This window comes from Synergistaceae bacterium, from assembly GCA_017443945.1.
GTDB lineage: Bacteria > Synergistota > Synergistia > Synergistales > Aminobacteriaceae > JAFUXM01.
In genome coordinates this window covers 1-23622 of the sequence record JAFSXS010000068.1, presented here as the reverse complement: position 1 = coordinate 23622, position 23622 = coordinate 1, and the positions used below count along the sequence as shown (strand labels likewise).

23 protein-coding genes are annotated in these 23622 nt (G+C 38.6%); all 23 read left to right on the top strand.

Annotated elements, in window-relative coordinates:
* Positions 1-43: 43 nt before the first annotated feature.
* A complete protein-coding gene (locus tag IJT21_07320) occupies positions 44-295 on the top strand; it encodes a hypothetical protein (GenBank protein ID MBQ7578055.1) in 252 nt (83 codons plus the stop codon).
* Positions 276-1469 carry a hypothetical protein gene (locus IJT21_07315; protein ID MBQ7578054.1) on the top strand — a complete coding sequence of 398 codons (1194 nt, stop codon included), beginning with the start codon at positions 276-278 and terminating at the stop codon, positions 1467-1469. The genes IJT21_07320 and IJT21_07315 overlap by 20 nt, the downstream gene beginning before the upstream one ends.
* Positions 1469-1993, top strand: a complete 525-nt coding sequence (locus tag IJT21_07310) for a hypothetical protein (GenBank protein MBQ7578053.1) — start codon at positions 1469-1471, stop codon at positions 1991-1993. The genes IJT21_07315 and IJT21_07310 overlap by 1 nt, the downstream gene beginning before the upstream one ends.
* Positions 1994-2019: 26 nt before the next feature.
* On the top strand, positions 2020-2625 hold the full coding sequence (locus tag IJT21_07305) for a hypothetical protein (protein MBQ7578052.1): 606 nt from the start codon (positions 2020-2022) through the stop codon (positions 2623-2625).
* A 12-nt stretch (positions 2626-2637) separates the two neighbouring features.
* Positions 2638-3609 (top strand): hypothetical protein, encoded by a 972-nt coding sequence (locus tag IJT21_07300; protein MBQ7578051.1) that lies wholly within the window; start codon positions 2638-2640, stop codon positions 3607-3609.
* Positions 3609-5999: a hypothetical protein gene (locus IJT21_07295; GenBank protein ID MBQ7578050.1), complete on the top strand. Its 2391-nt coding sequence runs from the start codon at positions 3609-3611 to the stop codon at positions 5997-5999. Before IJT21_07300 ends, IJT21_07295 begins: the two co-directional genes overlap by 1 nt.
* Positions 5999-6985, top strand: coding sequence for a hypothetical protein (locus IJT21_07290; protein MBQ7578049.1), 987 nt, complete (start codon positions 5999-6001; stop codon positions 6983-6985). The genes IJT21_07295 and IJT21_07290 overlap by 1 nt, the downstream gene beginning before the upstream one ends.
* Before the next feature lie 4 nt (positions 6986-6989).
* Entirely contained in the window at positions 6990-7925 is a 936-nt protein-coding gene (locus IJT21_07285) for a hypothetical protein (GenBank protein MBQ7578048.1), read from the top strand.
* 26 nt (positions 7926-7951) lie between these two features.
* A complete protein-coding gene (locus IJT21_07280; GenBank protein MBQ7578047.1) occupies positions 7952-9061 on the top strand; it encodes a hypothetical protein in 1110 nt (369 codons plus the stop codon).
* A gap of 19 nt (positions 9062-9080) precedes the next feature.
* Entirely contained in the window at positions 9081-13649 is a 4569-nt protein-coding gene (essC, locus tag IJT21_07275) for a type VII secretion protein EssC (GenBank protein MBQ7578046.1), read from the top strand.
* Positions 13650-13913 (top strand): hypothetical protein, encoded by a 264-nt coding sequence (locus IJT21_07270; GenBank protein ID MBQ7578045.1) that lies wholly within the window; start codon positions 13650-13652, stop codon positions 13911-13913.
* 81 nt (positions 13914-13994) lie between these two features.
* Positions 13995-14285, top strand: coding sequence for a WXG100 family type VII secretion target (locus tag IJT21_07265; GenBank protein MBQ7578044.1), 291 nt, complete (start codon positions 13995-13997; stop codon positions 14283-14285).
* A 43-nt stretch (positions 14286-14328) separates the two neighbouring features.
* The gene (locus IJT21_07260) at positions 14329-14631 is read left to right on the top strand and encodes a WXG100 family type VII secretion target (GenBank protein ID MBQ7578043.1); all 303 of its coding nucleotides are present in this window, start codon (positions 14329-14331) and stop codon (positions 14629-14631) included.
* A gap of 60 nt (positions 14632-14691) precedes the next feature.
* Positions 14692-15126 (top strand): hypothetical protein, encoded by a 435-nt coding sequence (locus IJT21_07255; protein ID MBQ7578042.1) that lies wholly within the window; start codon positions 14692-14694, stop codon positions 15124-15126.
* On the top strand, positions 15119-15457 hold the full coding sequence (locus IJT21_07250; protein MBQ7578041.1) for a hypothetical protein: 339 nt from the start codon (positions 15119-15121) through the stop codon (positions 15455-15457). Before IJT21_07255 ends, IJT21_07250 begins: the two co-directional genes overlap by 8 nt.
* Positions 15458-15475: 18 nt before the next feature.
* Positions 15476-15775 (top strand): hypothetical protein, encoded by a 300-nt coding sequence (locus IJT21_07245; protein MBQ7578040.1) that lies wholly within the window; start codon positions 15476-15478, stop codon positions 15773-15775.
* A gap of 21 nt (positions 15776-15796) precedes the next feature.
* Positions 15797-16663, top strand: a complete 867-nt coding sequence (locus IJT21_07240; GenBank protein ID MBQ7578039.1) for a hypothetical protein — start codon at positions 15797-15799, stop codon at positions 16661-16663.
* Positions 16664-16675: 12 nt separating this feature from the next.
* Positions 16676-17782, top strand: coding sequence for a hypothetical protein (locus IJT21_07235; protein ID MBQ7578038.1), 1107 nt, complete (start codon positions 16676-16678; stop codon positions 17780-17782).
* A gap of 27 nt (positions 17783-17809) precedes the next feature.
* Positions 17810-18856, top strand: a complete 1047-nt coding sequence (locus IJT21_07230) for a hypothetical protein (protein ID MBQ7578037.1) — start codon at positions 17810-17812, stop codon at positions 18854-18856.
* Complete coding sequence (locus IJT21_07225; protein ID MBQ7578036.1) at positions 18853-19659, top strand: serine/threonine-protein phosphatase; 807 nt, start codon at positions 18853-18855, stop codon at positions 19657-19659. Before IJT21_07230 ends, IJT21_07225 begins: the two co-directional genes overlap by 4 nt.
* Positions 19659-21578, top strand: a complete 1920-nt coding sequence (locus tag IJT21_07220) for a serine/threonine protein kinase (GenBank protein MBQ7578035.1) — start codon at positions 19659-19661, stop codon at positions 21576-21578. Before IJT21_07225 ends, IJT21_07220 begins: the two co-directional genes overlap by 1 nt.
* Before the next feature lie 527 nt (positions 21579-22105).
* The gene (hemC, locus tag IJT21_07215; protein ID MBQ7578034.1) at positions 22106-22996 is read left to right on the top strand and encodes a hydroxymethylbilane synthase; all 891 of its coding nucleotides are present in this window, start codon (positions 22106-22108) and stop codon (positions 22994-22996) included.
* The coding region (cobA, locus tag IJT21_07210; protein ID MBQ7578033.1) for a uroporphyrinogen-III C-methyltransferase at positions 22993-23622 on the top strand (630 nt) is incomplete at its 3' end. The genes hemC and cobA, both read left to right, overlap by 4 nt.

The window sequence follows — 23622 nt, the reverse complement described above, 5'->3', positions numbered from 1 at the left end:
TTTTTGATTCATAAATAATTTAACAGGAGAATATCGACTTGCAATGAAGAGCAGGATACTTTTATTTTTCTTGATTATGTTGTATTTAATTGCGCCGAAAATTTCTGCTGCCTCTGTTAGACTCGAAAACGGTTTATACATTGTCGAAAATTGCATCGGAGCAGCTGACTATAACGGAAAAAACAAGAACGCAGCCCGGACAAAAGCAAAAACAGCCGCGAGTCGTAATGCAATGGAAAAAATTTTTGCTGAATTTGTAAAGTCAGTCAAATACAGTGCCCCCCCCCCCCGTTAAAAGTTTTATAGTAACACAAGAATTTATACAGGACAAAAAATTTTATGTAACGGGTACATGCAAATTTGACGAGAGCGCAATAAATAAAATCGTCGGCCCTGCACTGATAAAAACTTTAGATAATCCCAGAATATTATTAATCGTCAACGAGAAAATCGGCGGAAAAAATTCATCCTCATCAATCGCCCGCAAAGAAATAAAACGTGTCTTAGAGAAAGCCGGATATACAATCGTTACACCTGATATGGCGCGTCCGGTTACGAATCTTGAAGCGTTCAAAGCCTTGGACGACACAGCAAAACTTTATGACATGGCGCGAACGTTACGGGCAGACGCAATAATAATAGCGAACTCGTCAGCAGCTGCATTTGCAACGAGAAAACTTTATGGAACATCTTTTTACGGTGTGAGCGGTTCTGTTGAGTTAAGAGCAATAATCACAGACACGTCGCAGGAAATCTCATCGGGGAAATTTTCAGCTTCGACAGGAAGAAGGCCGGCCGGTTCACTTGGTGAGGGTGCTGCAAGGTGTTTGACTCCGAGTGCGAATAAAGCTGCGGGACAAATAATTTATAAGATTGCTGCTGCATTAGTAACAGGTTCAAGCAATAACGACATAACGATAAATATAAAATTGTCCAATGTTTTATTTGATGATGTCGCAAGGATTGAGTCTGAGCTTAGAGAGTTAGCCGGCAGATCAGGAGAAATTTTCGAGCGTTCCTACAAAGATAATTTATTGGAAATAGTATTTACTTCCAAGCACACAGCAAGGGAGGCGGCCTCGTTTTTATCCGGACATGGTTTCACTGTAACGGCTTTAACAAATTGGTCTATAGACGCGGTTACGGCAAATAAAGCAGTTGTCAATATAGCGCGGAATAATATTATAAACGTGAAAATTTTGGACGTGCCTTCGTTCAGTAAGTCTGGAGAAATTGAGTCGCTCCTGAAAAATTTTGTCCAGTCCTCAAACGGAGTAACAAGCGCAAGATATCAAGAAAAAACGCTTGAATTAATTATAAATCTTCCCAACACAGTAAATAATGAGGAATTTGCAAAGAGCACGGCAGCATTTCTCGAAGGAAACAATATCACAATAGAGAGTGTCTCACCAAATTTTGTAAGCGGCAGGCTCATTCAAGAAGCTGTTAAACATAGGGGGTTATGGTAATGATAAGCAAAATTTTTCGAGCATTTATTATTATTCTTTGTGTAATGAGCGCTGATAACGTCTATGGATCCGACATTTTACCCAAGCGCGGCGATATAGCTTTACTTGTTGAGGGGCCTGCGGAACATGCAAAACGCGTAGAAACTTTCATTATTAACATGCTGCGAAACAGGGGTTACAGAGTCGTTGATGAAGCAAAAATGAAAAGTATTCGCCGGGCAGCAGCACAAGCACTCGCGAACAAATATATTTTATACGGCGAGAAACATAAAATTTTGAGCATTAACGCAAGATATAGTGTTGCAGCAACAATTATAGCGACGATTACTCCGGAACAAGCACGGGAGAACAGCTTTAAACTTTTTACTGCTACAGCGTCAGTATCAATCACGGTTGCAAAATCTAACGGAGTCAAATTCGGCGGGGAAAATGCATCAAGCAAGCAAGTCGGCTACACCGAAGCAGAAGCAACAAGAAAGGCCGTCGATGAAGCAGTCAAAATCGGAATGAATCAATTATTCTGAACTCTAAATCTTTAGGAGGTTATTACATGAGGATTGCTGCAATAATATTAATCTTTACGACGATTTTTACCGGGACAGCAGAGTCAAAGCCTCGAGTCGCCGTCAGAGCATTTGAAGACAGGACGCAGGAGCAAGACGCACCCGCAGGCGCAGTTATGGATATGTTTGTTACCGAGCTTGATAAATCGGGAGTGTTTGAACTCGTCGAACGTGAAAAATTTAAGTACATCGCCGAAGAGATAGAGCTTAGTCAATCGGGTTTAGTAGATCCGTCAATGGTTTTAGAGCTCGGCAAAGTTCACAGCGCGCAATACACAATAACGGGAGCAATCACGCTTTATTACTACAACGAGAAAAAAAGCGGTTTCTCAATAATTATCGGCAGCACAGCAGATGCAAAAACAGCATATGTTAATTTAGACATCCGCATAATAAGTAACACAACTAGCAAGATTGTATACAGTTCCGTGAAACAAGGCCAAGCAAAGCAAACAGGTAAAAGCAGCGGACTATCATTCAAAGAATTTTTTGTAGGAAGCGTAAATAAGACTCACGGCGGGATTCTGGCTTTGGCGACTCGTGAGGCAGTAATGCAGCATGTCAGCGCGATAAAGGCTATAAATTGGGAGTAGGAGGCAGCTAACATGAAAAAATTTTTAGCAGCTTTCATTTTCTCGACGTTGATAATAATTTCGTCAGCTGAGGCGAGTCCTGTTCGAATCGGAGTAGCTGATTTTGTTGATAAGACTTCCGGGAAAAATTATACAGTCCCGCGTGAAATAACAGAAAAATTTATGAACATTTTAGATTCATATTCAAGCAATATAAATGTGTCAACGAGCAAAAGTTTTCAGAATCTCAATTCATTAACGGCGGAGTCGGCAGCAAATGCAGGCAGGTCGGAAGGCTGCAAATATGTAGTTCTAGGCGCAATAATCAGCGATAAATCAGACTTCATGATGATTAGTAAACCTGGATTATTGTATGACGCGCCTGTTGCAACAGAGCACATTCAAATAATGAATATATCAGTAAGGCTCATAGAAGCAGAGACGGGGAAAATTGTTTTGTCTGTCTCCGGAGTCGGCAGGGGCTCATATACCATCAGCAATAAGGAGGCAATTAGACTTAACGCCACTAAAGAAGGCAAGCAGAAAATGATCGACGATTTAGAGAATATCAGAAAAATTGCGTTTGATTCTGCGTCATCAATGGCCGCCGAAAAAATTTGTGCGTTCCTGACTGGCGAATATCCCGAAGTTATAAATATAAAAGCTGCTCCCCCTGCAAGAAGAGGCAGGAAGACAAATTCAGCTCCAAGCACCGTAACAATTAATAAAGGCTCTGACTCAGGAGTCGGCGGGAAAACTTTTTACAAAATTTTTTACGAGGGAGAAGAAATATTTGACTCTGGCAATAATTCACTTGGCCGGGAAAAATTTAATATTGCCGTTGCTGAAGTAACAAGCTCGCGGACTAACAGCAGTGTAGCAAATATTACAGGAGGCACAGCAGCAAATATCAGAACAGGAGACAAGGCCGAGCAGATTACACCGGAAGAAGCGCAGTTAATTATTGACAATAAAGATTTTATCAAGAAAAGGAGAATGTTTTAATGAAAATTTTTAAGTCGGCATTAAGTGTAATTGCAATATTATTATTGTGCTGTGTTGAAGTTTTGGCAGCTGATTCTAATATCCGCATAGGAGTAGAAGATTTCTGGTTCTCTTCTCCTGAGACAGATATATCTAAGCATTCTACTTTCTCAGTAGCTTCTGTTCAGCAAAAAAACTCGAAGAAATATAAAAAAATGTTCATTGACCTATTGTCGAAAACAAACGGTTTCGAGGGTGGAAATCTGCAACTTGAAGTGGTTGATTATCAGTTATCGGGAAGAAATTTATATAGACGAAGCATAACAGAGACGCTGACAACGTCACCGAAAACTCAGCAAGAAGCCATGAAGATGCATATGGACCAGCTCAGGAATGCCGCCCGCCGTAACAAATATAACTATATTTTTCGAGGACACATAATTTTTAAGAATTCATCAAAAAGTGATGTCGAAGCAACTGTTAATTTTTCTATAAATGAAGTAATAAGCGATAGAAATTTTGAGATATTCTCGGATGTAAAAGTTCCATTGTCCGCAGTCAAACCGCAAAGAGGTAAAGGCAGCAGGGGCAGCAAAGACTCATCAACAAACGAGCAGTCAGCAAGAGAGCATGCGGCTTTATTAGCGTTCAATAAGGCGTTACAATATTTCCGCTATGAAATTACGGAAGATTATCCCAAAATATTAAGTGTTGACGGAGATAATATAACTATAAATAAAGGCTCGGACTCATTCATGAGTGCAGGCGATAAATTTTTTGTTATGCTCAATAATGAAGAAGTTAATGACATTTTCGGGGAAAATCTGCAGAGCAGTAATCTTGCAATAATAGTTATTAAATCCGTACAGAAAAATTCAAGCACAGCAGAAATATATTCAAATTTGGGAAATATCAGTACTCTTCGCCCTGACGATATTTTGCGTCCGGTTAATAATATGATCGTTGATAATTATTTATCAAATAAATTCAGTTTCCCAGATAAACGCCCGGAAATTGCTGCAGCTCCTTCATCATCACAAGCCCCCGCAAATGTTGAACCTATTCCGGCACTACCTCCGGGAATGATAAGAGTCGGAGTCGTAAATTTTGACAGCAAAGCAGCAGGAATCCCGCAAAAAGGAGCGTCAACACTTTCTGATTTATTATCACGAATGTTAGCAAATTCTGATAAAATCGCAGTCCTTGAACGCAGCCAGCTCAACGCAATAGCACGCGAGCACAAATTAAATCTTTCAGGACTTATTGACCCGGCCACAGCAGCACAAATCGGAAAATTAGCAAGTTGTCAATATATATTAATCGGTTCCGTTACAGGCTGTGAAGAGCGTGATACAGTTTCAGGACGTTATATAAGACCGACGGAAAGCGCAAATTTTTCACGTTATAATACTGCGAACATGAGCAGTAAAGCAGCAGGTGTATTATTAGGACTCGAAATTATAGCCCTAATTGCAAAAAATTCTGAAGCTCAGAAAGAAAATATTGTAATAGAGACTCATGAGGTCATAACAGAAATTGACGCAAGATTAATAAACGTTCAAACGAGTCAAATAATTGCAGTATCTGTGAAGGGAAGTGCTGCACAATCTGACGTAATAACTCAGGACGGAAACGGACAAATAAAGCACGTCGAAGCAAATTACGGTGATTTAAGCAATCGTGCAATAGCCTCAACAGCTGCAAATTTAGGCCAGCGAATTAGAGAAGTCCTCGCAAATGAACTCGTGCAAATTACATCAGTAAATGACGGAGAAATTATTATTAATCGCGGTTCATCATCAGGGATTCAAGTTGATGATTTATTCTGCGTTTACTCTGAAGACCAATCGGGCGGCGACACTGAAGCAATAATTTCAATTAAGGACGTTCAAGAGTCTTTCAGTACGGCAGAAATTGCAAAATCTATTTATGACCCTTATTCGCCGGCAGTAGGCAGCAGATTAGAACCGGTTTTACACAGCGATTTTCAGCGCGGAATCTGGCACATAAAGAATCAAAAACGTTTACAGGCTCAAGAACGTAATAAAGATAATGTCTCGCTTGAAAGTCTTTCATCAGGAACAGGCCGCAAAAAACGACTCGAAAATGCCTCGACAGATCCGAAAAAAGTTATCAAGACTTACGGACTCAAGCCCAACGAGGAGAAATCTTTAATAAATGCTCACGTCAAAGCCTCGAAAGCAAGCAGCGCAAAAAATAAATATGAGGCCTACAAGAAAATTTCTGACGCAAATATAAATGATTATCTCGCAGCTTATAACACCGGAAAATATGCCCTCGATCAGTCAATGTATATAGAGGCTAGAGAATGGGCTTCTAAAGCACTTTTTGCAAATCCAAATTATAAACCGGCAAAAGACTTAATCGAAAAAATTGACAAGGGGAATTAATGATGACCAGTAAAAAATTTTTGTTATGTCTGACTCTTTCTATATTCTTTATGACGGCAATATCTGTAAACGCTGCCGAACAAGTTAGACTCGCTGTTATGCCGTTCTCCAGCAAAACAAATGAAGTCAACGAAGAGCAGACATCTTTTATTACTGATATGATAATAAGCGTTCTTAATTCGTCGCCGTCGATTTCTGTATTTGAGCGCGAAAGACTCAGCGTTATAGCTATGGAGCAGGGCTTTAATGCCGGAAGACTAAATCAGGCTTCAGCAGTAAAAATAGCGCAGCTTGCTTCGTGTAAATATATTTTGCTGGGATCAATCACGCAGATTACTCAACGATATTTAGATATTCGCAAGGCATCACGTTTTTTATTTGACACATATTATGAGCAGGACAGCCAAATGCAGGAGGCCTCAGCACATTTAGAAGCAAGATTAATCAACACTGCAACCGGTCAAGTTGTGTTATCGTTCTCTAAGAGCGGTAGTGCAATAATTTCGAGTAAGGACAAAAATTACTCCATTGATAAATTAATAAGGAACGCTATACAGTCAGCAGCTACAAGACTTTGCGATAATATTAGGGCATTACTTGCAAATGAGTCCGCCGAAATAATTTCAATCAGCAAAAATAATATTCGCATTAATCGGGGCAGCTCGTCAGGTGTAAATATAGGCTCCTTATATAAAGTCTATCAGGACGGCCAAGAAATTTTTGACTTAAACGGGAAATCTTTAGGGAAAAAAGTTATCAATCTCACTATATTACGCGTCGTCAATGTCAATAACGCATTCAGCACCGTTGAAATTTTTGCAGGAAATGACAAACAGACTCAGCAGCAAGGAAAAAAGCCGTCAAAATCTTCAAGAGTTCCGCAAAAAACTGTACCGGTTTTAATACGCGAGGGAGACAAAATCGAAGCAATATCGTTTTCTGAAGCCGAGAAAATTAATTTAGCCTCACAACGAATAGGAGAATAGACTCATGAAGAAAATTATATTTTTGCTGTTGATATTAGTTATGTGGCCGGCTCAAGTTATTTATGCCCAAGACGGTGCAGGAATCAGGCTCGGGATCGTTAAATTTTTGAGTCGTGCAGAAGGAGTCAGCGATAAACAAGCCGAAGCAATCGGAGATATTTTTACACGAATGCTCAATCAATCAAGCTCTATTACGGTTGTTGAACGTGATAGATTTGATGAACTAGCGAAAGAATATCAATTTGCCCAGTCAGGACGCTTTAAAGATGATGAAGTAATTCAACTAGGAAAAATTATAAGCTGCAAATACATGCTTATGGGTGCAGTTACTAATATGAGCAAGAAGACTAAAACGACAGATTTATGGCTTATAAGTGAGACTCGTCAAGCAATCACAGTTACTATTGATGTGCGCATTGTCGACGTTGAAACAAGCAAAGTTATTTACACATTGTCAGAAAACGGCAGCTCGTCGGGCAAAGAGTCAGGCTTTAATTTCTATGGATTCCAGACGAAGAATAATGATTTTTCCGGCCTTGAGATGGCAGCAATAACCGAAGCAATATCGCGGGCTGTGTTCAGGATTCGTGAAAAATTTGCGGGTGACTCTGTTCAAGTTATAAATATCGCCGCAAAAGAAATAGCCATAAATGCGGGTAAAAACTGGGGGATAACTCCCGGAATGTTATTTCAAGTCTATTCAGAAGGGAGAGAAATGATAAATCTAGACGGCACATCAATGGGCAAGAAAAGAACTATCCTCGCTATCTTGAAAATTACGGACGTTCAAGAAGATTTCAGCACCGCACAAATTATTAAGAACGGCGGCAAAAGCTCAAGTCTTCGCAAGGGGAACAGGGTACAGCCTATAACGCAGCAAGAGGCTGATACTCTCATTAAGCAAAAATTTTTCTCGGGTTCAAGCGGGAAGAAGAAATAATATTTTCAGAAAGGTACGTGTTAAAGATGTCAAATAGAAAGAAATTTTTTGCTTTAGTCGTAAGTGTTCTTATTTTCCTATTTGAAGGAAACTGCAAAGTATTTGCAATGACCCTTACTGTTACTAACAGCAGTCATGCAATTGCTGACTATGGCGATATTAAAAATGTAATGTGGGTTAATGGTAACGAAAATTTTAGTTTTACATTAACAGCTAGTGATTTAGTGGGTAGTGTAGTAGACTGGCGTTTGCCTGTATCTTTTGATCAAGCTGGGGCAAATGGTCAAGAAATGCAGCATATTAGCACGCTTAATTTTTCACATTCAGGCAATACAGCAACAATAACAGGGACTCTTCACCCAGATTCATATAGTCTAGGATTATCAATCATTGCAATTGACTTAGATTCTAATGGAAATGCAGTAGGCGATTCTCTGATAGCTCCTGCTCAATATAATGGCTATATTTATAATCGAGAACGTATAAATAATTATCCCACTCCTACACCTACACCCGACACAGATTCATCAACAACAGAATTAAACGTAGGCGTAATCACCCCTGTTGTGTTAAGTGATGACGTTCTCGAGCGCATCGCAAATAACATCAACATTGGCGTTAGCGAGCTTCACTTTTTGACCAGCAGAGATTTTTCAACCGCCATTCCTCCAGAACCTACCAACGCAATGAGAAAAGAAGTCAGCGATAACGGCTATGAATTTGCAGCCAAACTCAACACAATTAATGTATCTGAAGACGGCTGGTACGTTTTCCAAGTTACTGTCCCTGATGATTTAGTCGGTAAAAGTGTTAACGATTTAAGATTATTCTATGCGGAAGATTCTGACTTCGTTAATATTGCTTCTATGAAAGGAGTAAAAACGGCCTTCGGTTTTATGCCGATAATCAACGGAATCACAGGCGCATTTGAGGTCAGCGACTTTTTCGGAGTAGAGCTTGATACACTGCCGAAACAATTTTTAGCGACAATGTTTTTATCAGCAGGCAAGAGCTTAACTGTTTATGTTCTCAGGATTCTTCTTATGCTTCTCGGCGGGTGTAATTTAGGTCTTATAGGCGGAGGAGTTGTCCTCGTAGGCGGATTAATTGTATTCAAATTCTTTAGACGACACTAAAAATTTATAGGAGCATGAGATGAATTATTTGCTAGTTTTTTACACAAATGATGAAATCAGAGAAAAATCGCTTGCAAAGGGTGATCGTGTTAGTGTGGGCACAGGAGAAAATGACACGATTCATTTGCCGGATAATAGTCTTGAAGATAATCATTTAATTTTTCGAGCTACGGATGATAGCATAAATATTTTCTCAAAGACTCCATTTACTATAATGGGACATAAAGCAGTAAACAGAATATTATCAGCAGGCGACAACGTAATTATCACTGAACGCACAAGTCTTGCTGTATTAGAAAATTACTGTAATTGCGATAACATCATTTCGTTAAACAGACTAAATGAAATCAAAATAGGCAGATCCTCAAAGAATGATATTTGTCTAAAAGGTTTGCTTGTTTCTTCATCTCATGCCGTCCTCCATAAAAATAACGGTAAATGGACGATAAAAGATAAAAACAGTCATAACGGGATTTTTGTTGATGGCAAGCTAATTAATTCTACTGTTGAGCTTAATGACGGCGCAATAATTTTTATCGGCGGGTTTATTCTTGAATTTAGAGATAACACTTTGAGATTCAGGAATACGCCCGGCAATGTAATATTTTCTGCTGTTATTCTCCGTGCAGTTATGCCATCTTTCAATATTAAGAGGCCGCAGACATTATTTTATAGATCACCCAGAATAAGAAAAGCAGTAAACTCTACAGAAATCGAAGTCCTTGCACCGCCTAATACTGGGACTCGTCCGTCAATATCTTGGCTTTCAGTGTTGCTGCCTCCCGGTATGATGATTACTATTATGCTTTGTATAGCAGCTTTCACGAAAAACGCACATACGTTAATGTACACGCTTCCAATGTCGAGTGTCAGTATCATGATGGCCGTAATTAATTACAGAGGACAAAAAAAGAAGTGGCTGCAAATACAAGAATTAGCTAAGAAAAAATATAATGAGCATTTAATAGAGAAAGAAATTGAGATTATCAGATCCGAAACCGAGTATATTTCTGTCTTAGCTTCGATTAATCCCGGCATACTTGAGTGTATTTCTATAGCAAAAAATAGAGATCGCCGTCTGTGGGAAAGAACTATAAATGATTCAGATTTTCTTAATATACGTCTTGGAACGGGCGAATTTACTTCAAATGTGAATGTAAAGATTCCTAAGGAGCAGCTCGTTTTGGAGGAGAACCCTTTTTTGAAGGAAGCAGCAAAATTAAAAGCTAGACACGAAATTTTAAGCGGTATTCCTGTATGTCATTCATTTATGGAAGCTCCTATCACAGGTCTTGAAGGAACGCGGGACAGCGTGAAAAAAGTTGCATGGACAATTTTAATTAATATTGCGACTCATCATTCTTATGACGATGTAAAAATTGTGTGTATCTACCCTGAACGAGAAAAAGAGCAATGGGAGTGGATTCGCTGGCTGCCTCATGTGTGGAACTCAGAAAGAACACGGCGTTTTATGTCGTGTACGCTTGAAAATAAGGAAGATTCTTCTACACAACAGCGCAAGAAAAAGAGGCAGGACAAGACCGCACGCACATTACTTCGAGAACTCGCAGAAATTTTGAAGGTTCGCAGGCGTGATAATTCCGGTAATAATCGCGATAGTTTGCCGGAAACACCTTTTTATTTTCTTGTTCTTGCTGATGAAAATTTAGTAGAGAGCAGCGGAGAACAGTTTTTGCCGGAGTCTTCTGCGCTTGGATTTGCTGTATTATATGCTTACGGCGATATTCGCAAACTTCCCAAAGAATGTAACGCGATAATAAATTGCGGCGATATTCAGAACGGGATTAATGCTAATATTCAAATGACCTCAATAAATGAGAGCGGAAAAATTTTTATTCCAGACAGCATATACACGCAATTAAATATGGTAGAGAATTTTTCTCGTCAGCTTGCACCCGTTCGAGTTCAGACATCAGGGCGTTCTGGTGCAATTCCTTCAAAAGCGTTATTCCTTCAAGGGCTGGGAGTAACAAAAGTAGAAGATATAAATTTATTGCAGCGTTGGAAAAATAGCCAGTCTTATGCAAGTTTAGCAGTACCAATCGGATTTAAGGGAAATAGCGATATATTTGAGTTCGACGCTCACGAAAAATTTATGGGGCCTCATGGTCTTGTAGCGGGTACATCAGGAAGCGGAAAAAGTGAAATGCTCACTACTTGGCTGTTATCGTTAGCAGTTCATTTTTCGCCTGAAGATGTCAATTTTTTATTAATCGAGTTTAAGGGCAATGATTTATCAAATATTTTGCGGACTCTTCCTCATGTGGCCGGTATAGTCAGTAATCTTCAAGACGCTTCAAGCATTGAAAGGAGTTTACGTTCACTACGAGGAGAAATCGCGCGCAGACAGAGATTATTTGAGAGTGCTGAAGACTTAGCGACAAAGGCAATTTTTGAATATCAGAAATATCAGAAGGAGCACCCAGATAAAAATCTTGAGCCAATGCCTTATTTATTTGTAGTGGTCGATGAGTTTGCAGAATTTAAGAATCAATTTCCCGACCAAATGGCAGAATTTATTTCTATCGCTCGAGTCGGCCGCAGTCTTGGTTTATACATGGTACTTGCTACACAATCACCCGGCGGAATAGTTGCAGGCCAAGTGTCAGCTAATACAAAATTTAGAATATGCCTCAAAACCGCAGAAGTAGGAGAAAGCAAAGACATGATAGGCACTCCCGACGCATTTCATATATCATTGCCCGGACGAGCATATATAAAAGTTGGCAATAATGAAGTTTATGAACAAGTCCAAACATTTTACAGCAAAGCACCCTATTATCCGGAGCAAGGAAATAATAAACAGGTGTCAGAGATAAATTTAATTGAGATAAACGGCGAAAGAGTCAGCCCTGAAATATATGATAAAACTGTAAATCCTTTCGGCGATGTATTCAGCGAAGGTCAAGCAGTTGTTAATTATATAAATACTACGTCGGCAAATAATAATATTCATCGTGCAAAACCGATTTGGACTGAAGCATTACCGGAAATTTTAGATTTAGCATTACTGAATGAACGTTATAAAGATTTAGCGTTTAATAATTCTGCATGGGAGGAAGTTAATAGCGGCTTGTCGTTCATTGTAGGACTTCTTGATAATCCCGAACAACAGCGTCAAGAGCCTTTTATCTTGGACTTCATGAAAGACGGTCATCAAATTATATATGGTGCGCCTTCATCGGGGAAAACAACATTTTTACAGACTGCGATACTTTCAGCAGCGTTTTCATATACTCCGGCACAGCTTCAATTTTTAGTCTTTGACTTCGGGAACTGGGGAATGAAAATTTTTGAGGGTTTGCCGCATATGTTAATGGTTGCAGATCCAAACGATAAAGAGAAATTACAGCAGGCAGAAAATTATTTCTTGAACGAAATTGATTCACGCAAACGTCTTTTCGCCGAACAAGGTGTAGGAACATTAGACGCTTATCAACAAGTGTCAGGCAAAAATCTCCCTGCTATGTTAATTGCTGTTGATAATCTCGCGGCCTTAAATACTCAATATCCCGACATGCTTGACTCAATTATAAAAGTTGCTAGAGAAGGCGGAGGACTCGGAATTTATTTAATTTTGACCAGTACGGGCAGCTCAATGTTCAGAATAGATCAATTTATAAAGTCGAAACATGCGCTGCAGCTCACAGACCCGACAGAATACCGCGCGTTAGTTGGAGGCTCAGCACGTCAAGAACCGGGACACTTTCCGGGCAGAGGTTTTACAAAGGGGCCGTTAGAATTTCAGACAGCTTTATGTGTACGAGGCAATACAGAAGGCGAGCGCGTTATAAATCTTCGTGAGATATGTACATCAATGAAAAATTTATGGTCCGGCGAAAATGCATCACTAGAGGAAGCAGAAAACAGAGAAATAAATATTGACGATTTGAATTTCAGCGGCGAAAGTTTCCAGATCGGCATAAATAAAATATCTAAGCAGCCCGTTGAATTTGTATTCTCAGAAATGAACACATGCATAATTTCAGGAAAATCACGCGAGGCAATAAAAAATGTGCTTAGTCTGATAGTAAATGCAGTCTCCCGCGAATTTGATAACAGCGTTTATATTTACGAGACAGGCGACGAAATTAAATCTCTATATCCCGATTGTATTTACGTTCATGACTCTGAAGGTGCAAACGCTTTAATCTCACAGATTGCCGATGAATTTGACAGACGCTGTAATGACGATGAAGCTACTAATTTTCAGCGCATAATTTTCTGTATTGATAATTTTCTCGGGTTTTATCGTGGAATCTCGCAGGAAAGCGCAGACATTCTCGAAACTCTCACACGCAGCGGGGCAGATTTCAACATTCATTTATACATTTTTAGCAGCAGTGAAGATCTTGCGTTCTTGAACATGTTTAAAGACAGCATAAGACCGTTTAATAATTGCTTGAATAATGGTAATGCCCTTATTGCAGGAGGCAGCATTAATGAATATATAGCGTTTAATAATCTGCATCAAGAAACCGATATGATTTTTTCTGACTCGGAAGGCTGCTTAATACATGCCGGAAAAGTTACAGCTTTGAAATTTGCTAAGGCAGGTGCTCAATAAATGGCGAAAGAACCTGAGACAGTGATTATTACTATCGGATATTACGAGAAAAATATTTTTGTTGATATGGAAATTCCGGCCGATGTTCCTGTTAATGTCTTGAAAGATAAGATTTTGGAGATACTTAGAAATATGTACGAGGGAATTTTTACAGGATGGAATGAATATAATATCGCGTTCAACAATCGTTTTTTACATGATGATGAGACTTTAATCAGCGCAGGATCATACGAGGGGAGCTGTTTATATGTCTCTAAGAAATAATAAGGTTCGGGCTTTATTCCCTGATAGTTTTATGGGAATTAAAGATATACACAAAATTTATTTATAAGGAGGTGAATTTATATGCCGGAGATTCAATTAACACCTCAACTGCTGAATTCGGAAGCTGGCAAAATGGACACTCATAGAGAGAATCTGACAGGAATCGTCAATCAAATTCAAACTCTTGTTAACGAGCTTCAAAGCGGTTGGCATGGTAAAGCACAGCAAGCATTTGTCAACAGCTTTACTGAGAAGAAAAAGGTTTATGACAAATTTGCTGAGGATATGCTCACTTTTTCAACATTCATGAAGAATTATGCTGCTGCTATGGAAAATGCCGACGCTAGTGCAACATCTGGCTTGAACTTCTAGTAATGGTGTCATTTTTTGCGTAATAGTAAAGGAGGTGAATTTAATGGCAGCTGATATTCTCTTAACGCCTGAAAATTTAGAGTCTGAAGCAACAAAGCTTTTAGGTCAGAAATCGAGTCTTGACAGCATGTTTCAACAAATCGCTAATCTTATAGCAGGCTTGATTGAGCACTGGCACGGTGAAACGCAGCAGGCTTTCACTGATAGCTTCAATCAGAAGAGAACTGTATTCGATAAGTTTTCGCAGGATATGGAGAGCTTTGCAAAGTTTATGCAGAAATATGCCGGTGATATGAGAGAGCTTGAACAGGGCAATAAGGGCATCGCCAGCAAATTAGGCGCGTAATTGTTACAAGGGGCGGGGACTCACTCTCTGCCCTCAATAAAAAATGGAGGTTATATATTTATGGAAGTCAATTTTTTGCGTGTAACAGCGAAAGAATTATTTTATACGGCCGTAATGCTGCAATTAAGCCGGCTTGTGAATATCGTCTATGATTTTCCGGCAGATAATGCAAAATTTGAGCAGGAACTCAACGAAGCAAGAAGCACCCTCCGGAAAAAGAAATTACTGACAGAGAGCGCGCGTAACGGGATAACTCTTGATACTTCATTATGCACGTGTGCCGCGTTTTGTGCCGAGCCTGAAAACTGTGAAGTAATCGATGTAAATAATTATTACGCTACTATTTATACTGCATCAAATTTTTACATGTTATTAGAGCGCGGTTCAGGTGATGAACTTCTCGCGGCGTGGTTCCTGAGCAAAGAAAATCTTGATAACTATATCGACTCGAAAATTAATGAGTCATCACAAAAGGAGGTAAACGAAAATGGCTAAATTGAGAGATTCTAACGGCAGAATTGTTATCGACGAGGCAGAAGCAGAAGCAGACGCAAAGAAAATAGAGCTGGCAAGAGCAAAACTTGAGGAGGCCCGCAGTTTTTTAGACCGTGCAAAACTTGATTCAAATCGTATGCATGGTGATACTTTGACAGCGCTTGAGGAGGTTTACTCTAAACTTTCTAAAGATTTCAATACTTGGGAAGAGCGGTGCACTTTGACAGCGAAATATATTCGTGCTGTTGTAAATAAATATCAGCGCATAGACAGGGAGTACGCCCAAAAAATAGCTAATCGCGGTCATTCTTCAGGCGGCAGAAATGGCTAAATAACAGGAGGTTTTATAATGGCAGCTACAATAATAAATGTGCAGGCTATCCAAGACAGCATTAACAGCGCAAATAGGTACATTGACGAACAAAACGCTTCTCTTAGCGACATAAATAACACAATAAATTCCATGACTGGAGTATGGGAAGCAGAAGATCAAAAAATGTACGCCGAACAATTTAATTCAACGCAAAAAAGGATCGAGACTTTCAATCAGGGCGTAAAAGAGTCTCTGGACGCTATGAAAAAATATGTAGATGACTGTGTTGCAATTGATTCACAGACAGCACGCGATCTAAATAATGTCAGCTGGTAATTATGAAGGAGGTATTTTCTCATGCCAAAAATGCAGATTGTTACAGACGAAATGCTCAACAGGGCAAATAAAATCGGACAAGATACAACAAATATTCTTGAGAAACAAAACATGGTTACTGACCTCTTCAGGAATATGGGAAGAAATTTCAGCGGAAAAATTCCGTCGTTAATGACTCAACACATGTTGGGCATGGATAAAGAATATAAGACCATGAACGGCATATTAACGAACTATAAAACTTTTCTCGAAGACAGTGCGCATAATTACGAATGGAAAGAAGACGAGTTAGCGCGCTTTGCTGCATCATTAGGGAATCCCGGCGCAAGTTCTTCAAGCTCAAACGGTGCTTCAAGTTCAGGCACTACAGGTACAACAGGCACAAATAATAACAATAACGCAAATCCTTCGAGTTATACTCCGCCTTCCGGTACTGTTGCAACACAGGCAGATAATGATAAATGGGGCTGGAACACTGAAAATTTGCCGTTCTCGCATAATACTCCGGATATGTCTTCAGGAGCTTATAACCGCTCAAATGCTTCTGTAAACGTAAACACGAGAGAATTATATAATGGTTGGGCTAAAGAAAATCGCGTTAATTGCGTTTATTATGCAAGAGCAAGATATTTAGAAATTAACGGCGGCGATCAATATCCGTTTTTTGGTAAACACGTTTATGATCCTGAATATATAAAAAATGGTAATTGTGTTGTACGTTTTGACGGCCATAGCGTGTATGTTGAACATTATGACGCAGCTAACAATGTTGTATGGTTCTCTGATTCAAATATGGGCAGTCATCCGGATGGAGCACTTCAAAGCATGTCATTTGAAGATTTCAAAAAGTTTAAAGGCGGGTTTCAATACGCTGAAGGCATTGTTTAAGGAGAGTAAAAGATGTCCGCGAATTTAATTATATTTGAGGGTCAATACATGGCCGACCAAATGCGCAATATCGACAAAGCTAAGAATCTCACAGAAGAGGCTATAGAAATTCTCAAGAAAGCCAGTCAGCACAGAAATTGGCAGTGCAACGAGAGAGCAGAAATCGATAACAGCCTAAATACTATTTCAAACAGGCTTAATCGGCTCGATATGGGAATAATAAGAACCGGCAACGCATTGGGCAGAGGTTTTGTAAGTGTTACAGAGCTTGAAAAACGTTCGGAAAATCAAGCCAATACACTGTCAAGTAATCTGCAAAATAATTATGGGGTTAACGCGTCGAACAGAAATACAAATAATAATTCTTTGCTGCCTGTAACAATAATTCCTGCAATCATAGTCGGTAAAATAACTGTTGCAGCGTTGATTCAATGGTTTAGGGAACTAATGGAAAGAATTAGACAATTTTGGGAGAATTTCAAGAATAGGAATAATCAGCCCAATTCTAATAATAATGTTACGCCGACTCCTGCCCCTAAACCTGATAACAGCCCGACACCTGCGCCCGCACCTAAAACAGAGCCGACGACAGACACTGTACCGCAAAGTAACGAGACAACACAGCAAACTATATGGAACTTTTTTAAGGATAAAATCGGCAATGAATATGGCGTAGCTGCATTAATGGGTAATCTTCAAGCAGAAAGCGGACTTAATGCTAATAATCTCCAAAATTCTTATGAAAGTTCGCTTGGAATGAACGATAATTCTTATACGCAAGCAGTTGACAGCGGTTCATACAATAATTTTGTAAACGATTCCGCAGGTTACGGGATTGCTCAATGGACTTATTATTCACGTAAACAAGCACTTCTTGATTTTGCAAGAGAAAAAGGTACATCTGTAGGCGATCTCCAAACTCAAATGGAATTTCTCTGGAAAGAGTTATCAGAGAGATATACAGGCGTGTTGAACGCGTTGAAAAATGCGTCTTCAATCAGAGAAGCAAGCGATGTTGTCCTTAAAGAATTTGAGAGACCCGCAAATCAATCAGAGAGCGTATGTGCATATAGAGCAGGTCAAGGCGAGAATTTTTACAATGAAATGCATACTGTATAAAATTGTGTGCTTTTAGGAGATTTTAATATGTCGGCAAATTTAATAATATTTGATCCCGCCTACATTGACGAGCTCGTAAGAAATATAAATAAAGCTAATACTCTCATTGATGAAGCAAAAAGCTCGTTAAAGAAAGCAAGTTCTCATAATGGCTGGCGATGTCCTGAAGTAAGAGATATAACCGAGAATATTAATAATATATCATCAAAATTAAGCAATCTCGATCGCGGACTGTCAGCCACTGCACACACCCTCAGTAGGGGACAGCGACAATTTCAAACGCTCGAAACTCGTTCTGACAGACAAGCACAAAAGTTATCGGAAAATTTACGGGATAGATATGGGTTTAGCGCTTCAAATCGTGAAACAGGCGAAAAAATAAATTTACCCGTTACAGAAGTTCCCAAACAGGAAGATAATTTTTTCGTGAAAATCATAAAGGGTACAGTAAAAAATACAATTCTAGGTTTAGGGAGTGTAATGGGTCTAGCAGTAGGAGCTATATCTAATGGCATAAATAAAGCCGCTGAAGGATTCTTGACTGATGTAAAAGACGCGGTAATAACTCCTATGGTCAATATATTTCAAGCAAGTTATTCAATAGTTAGACCCCCTTATGATGTTGCGCAAAATCTATTGAAAATAACGAAGAATTCCGCATCGCTATTATTGAATGCCGTAACTTTGGGCGGAGCAGCAAAATTAGCTAATACTGATCCGAGTAAATTATTGTCAGTAGCAGTAGGTGATACAAATATTTCCAGTGCTGCTGATTTATTTATAAAAGGTGATAAATTTGTACTTCAGAATGCAGATAATATAAGTGATATTATTAATGCTGTTGATTCTGCAAATTTTTCGATTATTGGAGCACAAAATTTAACCGCACAAGATCCAGAAGCATTTAAAGCAAATATGAATAATGTTGTCGGACTAGTTACTGAAGCAGCGGCTCCTTTGGGTCTCGATCAAACTATATTGCAGGGCGTGCAGGGTGCTTTGAGCGGTGCTAAAGACGGCGCAACAGCGGGTTATGATATTGCTAATGTATTATGCAGCTTATTAGGGTTATGATTACAATAAATTTTTCATGCAAATCAACAATAGGCTTAGTTCGCAAAAATAACGAGGATAATTTTTATTGCAACGGAGAAATGTTAATCTCACAAGAAAATTATTCTCTGAATGGATTTGCCCGAACTCCCTGTATCTTTGCTGTTTGTGATGGTATGGGAGGAGAATCTAACGGCGAATTAGCTTCATTAACGGCTGTAAATGTTCTTGATGAATACGCCGAAAATATCAAACTCGCTGCTTTATCATCTAAAAATGTTGATGAAACTGTGCAATTATACATATCTGCTGCAAATAAAAAAATTTGCAATGTTATGCGCGAAAACTCTTTTCGGATGGGGACTACGTTAGCTCTTGTTGTTATTGCAGGTGATTTTATCAGAGCATATAACATCGGCGATTCAAGAATATATAAAGCGCAGAACAATATTTTATCTCGTATTTCAGAGGATCATACTATAGCAGATCAGAAAATTAAAATGGGACTGCTTACACAAGAACAAGCGAGACACGACAAAAGCAAGCATGTATTAACCCGCTGTCTTGGAATTTTTGAGCATGAAATGATTTTAACGCCTTATGTAGTCCCCCCGTTTGTTGTAAATGATAATTTGCGTTTGCTGTTGTGCTCGGATGGATTAACTGACATGCTTTCAGATTCACAAATACGAGACATAATATTTGCAAATAAAGATACTCGAACAACTGCTAATGTTCTTATTAATGCAGCACTTCATAACGGCGGACGAGATAACATAACTTGCATAATAATAGATATTCAGAATAAAGGAGAAATAAATTAATGGCTGACATAAAAGAATATGAACCTCTTTGGGGATCATGGTACGTAGATGAAAAGCTCGGTGAAGGCTCGTACGGAAAAGTCTACAAAGTTCATAAACAGGAATTTGGCAGAACTTACGAAGCAGCAGTAAAAATTATCTCTATTCCTCAAAATGATTCTGATATTATTCAGGCAAAAAGCGAGGGACTTAATGATGAGTCTGCACGGAGCTATTTTCAAGCATTTGTTACGGATATTATTCAAGAAGTTGATTTAATGAGTGCTTTTCGCGGTAATAGTAATATCGTCTCTCTTGAGGATCACAAAGTAATCGAGCGCAAAGATAAAATCGGCTGGGATATAATTATTCGTATGGAGCTGCTCGAAACTCTTTCAAGTTATATCGCAAAGAAACCCCTGACTCAAGCTGAAGTTATTAAATTAGGGATTCACATCTGCAAAGCATTGGAACTCTGCGCAAAGCATAATACTATACACAGAGATATAAAACCTGATAATATTTTTGTTTCTCAATACGGTGAATATAAATTGGGCGATTTTGGAATAGCAAGACAAATCGAGCGCACAATGTCAGGACTCTCGAAAAAAGGTACATATCAATATATGGCTCCTGAAGTCTTTAAGGGTGAAGAATATGGCGCTTCAGTAGATATTTATTCGCTTGGTATAATAATGTATCGTTTCTTGAATAAAAATCGCGCTCCTTTCTTGCCTGAATTTCCAAATCCAATAACTCCGCATGATAGACAAGAGTCACTACAAAGACGTATGCTTGGCGAACAGTTGCCGGCCATAAAGGGAATTAATGAAGAGTTAAATTATATAGTTCTCAAAGCATGTGCATATAACAAAAATGAACGCTTTAAGAATGCCTCAGACATGAAATCATCTCTGGAAGCTCTGCAAAATTATGACTCTGATTCGCTTATGCCCGTTTATGATTCAAATGAAGATAATGCAGATAATACAGATAATTCATATGTTGAGAATACTAATTTTCATGAATACACAAATGATCGAACACAAATTATTTTCTCAAGAAAGAATATATCAGAAGAGCAGCCGGCCGAAACAGTTGAATCTCAAATAAAAATTCCTGACAGAATCATGAAAAAATTAACTCTCTCTAGCTCTATATTATGGTTATTGATGGCTGGATTGACATTTTTTAGCAGTAAAACTTGCGATATTTTTGCATTTTTGCCCATTTACGTTTTATGTGGAGCTCAATCTATCTTGAAATTTGAGAATAAGGCCGCAAATTATTTATCGATTATATATTTTGGTTGTTATTTATTATTCAGCATGTTAATAGATTTCCAGTTATTTGATTATTCAGCATTGATATTTATTTTGTCATTGATGGCTATTACTTCTTCGCGCGAGAAAAAATTTCAAATTATATATTCTATTTCCATGCTGGTTGGTGCGGTAATTATAGCTTTATTATTTCTTAATACAAGCAGAATGACTCATTACACATATGTTTCTGGGGCTGCTGCGATACCTTTTTTGATGTTATTGATTTTGCCTGTGTCGATGTTATTGGGTGAGTCAAATAATTTTTCGCTAAAAACTGACATTGGACTTGCATTATTAATTTCTCTGCAATTTTTTAACATTATAGCGATGATAATTTACGTAGCCGGATATACAAAATATAGTGAGATTTTATATTATGTTATTAGTGCTAATTTTCCCGGAATTTCTCAAGAGCGTTTTTCGTGGCAGTTATACGGATATTTTGCAGGGACTATAATTCAATTTTTGTCATTTACTTTGCTATTAATAATTGCTATAACGAGATTTATTCCCGGACATTTTTTACACACGTTCAATGTGAAGCGTAAAAATAAATTTCTCATGTTAATTATCAGTGCAATATTAGTCGAAATAATAATATTTTCAGCCATGTAGTCAACGCACTTAATTTGTTATATCCAGTTAATTTATCGCGCTTATATAATTCGTTCTGCCTGCCCGCCACCTGTTGTGATAAAGTAAAGTTGTAACAGAAATGGCTAATAAAATACGACCTCACAAGGAAATATTTTAAATGGGCAAGCATTACGAAAAAATTTATCCAATGAAACGCAGGAAAAAAGTTCCACTCACTGATAATCAGAAAGTATATAAATCATATAGTCTCCCGCTTATAGAAACTCACATCAAAATTTTATAATTACATTTTCTTTGATATGTGGGTTATATAATTTACAATGTCATGCATAAAAATTTACTTTCCGAAAGCGTTTATTATAGAACAAAAATTTTCACGCGCATTCAACACAAATCAGATACTGAAAGGAGAGAGCTTTTTTCAGCATTTAGCCTGCTATGGTCATTAGATACTGTGAATATAGTCATCAAAATTTTGTGTAATTATAAAATTGAATCCCTGCAAATTTTAAGATATGGTTATTATAAAATATTGCCGTGTTTAAATTTTTCAGGAGGTCGAAGCTATCACGTTACAAGAAATAAAAATCGGCACGCGCGGAAGTATTTTAGCTCTTGCACAAAGTAAAATAATCGCAGATAAAATTTCGCAATCTTGGCCGGACTTGCAAGTTAAGATCATAACTATCACGACTCAGGGCGATACAAATATGACAGCTTTCACGAGTTCAGCACCCGGCATTAAAGGCTTGTTCACACAGGAAATCGAGCAGGCACTATCGAATCATGAAATAGATTTTGCAGTTCACAGCCTGAAAGATTTACCAGTTCAGGAAAATTTGAATCTCCCTATAATCGCATATTCAAAGCGCGGAGACCCTAGAGACGCTCTAATCTTGAACGAGGACTCATGCACGAAAATTTTAGCTTCGTCATCGTTGAGAAGGCGTTTACAGCTCGAAAAATTATATCCTGACTCTAAAATTATACCGGTCAGAGGCAATATTAATACGCGAATCAAGAAACTTGACAACGAAAAAATTTTTTCCGGTCTTGTCTTGGCTGCGTCAGGTCTTGAGAGATTGAATCTCACTGACAGAATCACAAAAATTTTCAGCGTAAATGAAATAATGCCCGCACCCGGTCAAGGCGTTATAGCTTGTCAAGGCGTTAGAGGCCGAAATTATAATTATCTCGAATGCGTCAATGACAAAGACTCTCAAGATTGCTCACTCGCCGAAAGAAGTTTTGCGCGCGCACTCAATGCAGGTTGTAACGTTCCCGCCGGAGCATATGCAGAAATTCATGATAACATTTTGACTCTCAGGGGCTTATACATTGATAACAACAAAATTTTTCATAGCGGGACTCTTTCGGGCTTGAGAAGTGAAGCAGCTATAATCGGCGAAAATTTAGCAAGGGAGATTTTATCATGAATGTTTACATAGTCGGAGCTGGCCCGGGAGATTCAGGTTTATTGACTCTCAGGGCAAGAGAAATTATTAACCGCGCTGAAGTAGTAATTTATGACAGACTCGTAAGTGATTCTATTCTTGCTATGATACCGGAAAACGCAGAATTAATCGACGCAGGCAAATCTTCAAGTTGTCATAAACTTTCACAGCGTGAGATCGAGTCATTAATCATCAAGCACGCTAAAACAGGAAAAATTACAGTCAGACTCAAAGGCGGAGACCCCTTTTTATTTGGGCGCGGAGGTGAGGAGGCCGACTCGTTAATCAAAGCAGGAATAAATTTCGAGATAGTGCCCGGTGTAAGCTCTGCTCTTGCTGTTCCTGAATGGGTGGGGATTCCTGTAACTCATAGGGATTATTGCTCAGGACTAAATATTTTCACTGCTCATGACAGAAATAATTTGCTGCCTGACTTTACGCGAACGACAAAAATTTTTCTGATGGGGGTCTCTCACTCTAAAGAATTGCAGGATAAATTATTGTCAGAAAATTTGAGTCCTGACACGTCATGCGCAGTAATCGAGAACGGCACAACTTCACGAGAAAGAATTATACGCACGAAATTAAATAATTTGCACGAGTCAATT

What these genes read in the sequence shown, in the direction of transcription:
- IJT21_07320 (MBQ7578055.1), top strand. Translation starts at nt 44, where the DNA reads ATGAAGAGCAGGATACTTTTATTTTTCTTGATTATGTTGTATTTAATT.
- IJT21_07310 (MBQ7578053.1), top strand. Translation starts at nt 1,469, where the DNA reads ATGATAAGCAAAATTTTTCGAGCATTTATTATTATTCTTTGTGTAATG.
- IJT21_07305 (MBQ7578052.1), top strand. Translation starts at nt 2,020, where the DNA reads ATGAGGATTGCTGCAATAATATTAATCTTTACGACGATTTTTACCGGG.
- IJT21_07300 (MBQ7578051.1), top strand. Translation starts at nt 2,638, where the DNA reads ATGAAAAAATTTTTAGCAGCTTTCATTTTCTCGACGTTGATAATAATT.
- IJT21_07295 (MBQ7578050.1), top strand. Translation starts at nt 3,609, where the DNA reads ATGAAAATTTTTAAGTCGGCATTAAGTGTAATTGCAATATTATTATTG.
- IJT21_07290 (MBQ7578049.1), top strand. Translation starts at nt 5,999, where the DNA reads ATGATGACCAGTAAAAAATTTTTGTTATGTCTGACTCTTTCTATATTC.
- IJT21_07285 (MBQ7578048.1), top strand. Translation starts at nt 6,990, where the DNA reads ATGAAGAAAATTATATTTTTGCTGTTGATATTAGTTATGTGGCCGGCT.
- IJT21_07280 (MBQ7578047.1), top strand. Translation starts at nt 7,952, where the DNA reads ATGTCAAATAGAAAGAAATTTTTTGCTTTAGTCGTAAGTGTTCTTATT.
- essC (MBQ7578046.1), top strand. Translation starts at nt 9,081, where the DNA reads ATGAATTATTTGCTAGTTTTTTACACAAATGATGAAATCAGAGAAAAA.
- IJT21_07270 (MBQ7578045.1), top strand. Translation starts at nt 13,650, where the DNA reads ATGGCGAAAGAACCTGAGACAGTGATTATTACTATCGGATATTACGAG.
- IJT21_07265 (MBQ7578044.1), top strand. Translation starts at nt 13,995, where the DNA reads ATGCCGGAGATTCAATTAACACCTCAACTGCTGAATTCGGAAGCTGGC.
- IJT21_07260 (MBQ7578043.1), top strand. Translation starts at nt 14,329, where the DNA reads ATGGCAGCTGATATTCTCTTAACGCCTGAAAATTTAGAGTCTGAAGCA.
- IJT21_07255 (MBQ7578042.1), top strand. Translation starts at nt 14,692, where the DNA reads ATGGAAGTCAATTTTTTGCGTGTAACAGCGAAAGAATTATTTTATACG.
- IJT21_07250 (MBQ7578041.1), top strand. Translation starts at nt 15,119, where the DNA reads ATGGCTAAATTGAGAGATTCTAACGGCAGAATTGTTATCGACGAGGCA.
- IJT21_07245 (MBQ7578040.1), top strand. Translation starts at nt 15,476, where the DNA reads ATGGCAGCTACAATAATAAATGTGCAGGCTATCCAAGACAGCATTAAC.
- IJT21_07240 (MBQ7578039.1), top strand. Translation starts at nt 15,797, where the DNA reads ATGCCAAAAATGCAGATTGTTACAGACGAAATGCTCAACAGGGCAAAT.
- IJT21_07235 (MBQ7578038.1), top strand. Translation starts at nt 16,676, where the DNA reads ATGTCCGCGAATTTAATTATATTTGAGGGTCAATACATGGCCGACCAA.
- IJT21_07230 (MBQ7578037.1), top strand. Translation starts at nt 17,810, where the DNA reads ATGTCGGCAAATTTAATAATATTTGATCCCGCCTACATTGACGAGCTC.
- IJT21_07225 (MBQ7578036.1), top strand. Translation starts at nt 18,853, where the DNA reads ATGATTACAATAAATTTTTCATGCAAATCAACAATAGGCTTAGTTCGC.
- IJT21_07220 (MBQ7578035.1), top strand. Translation starts at nt 19,659, where the DNA reads ATGGCTGACATAAAAGAATATGAACCTCTTTGGGGATCATGGTACGTA.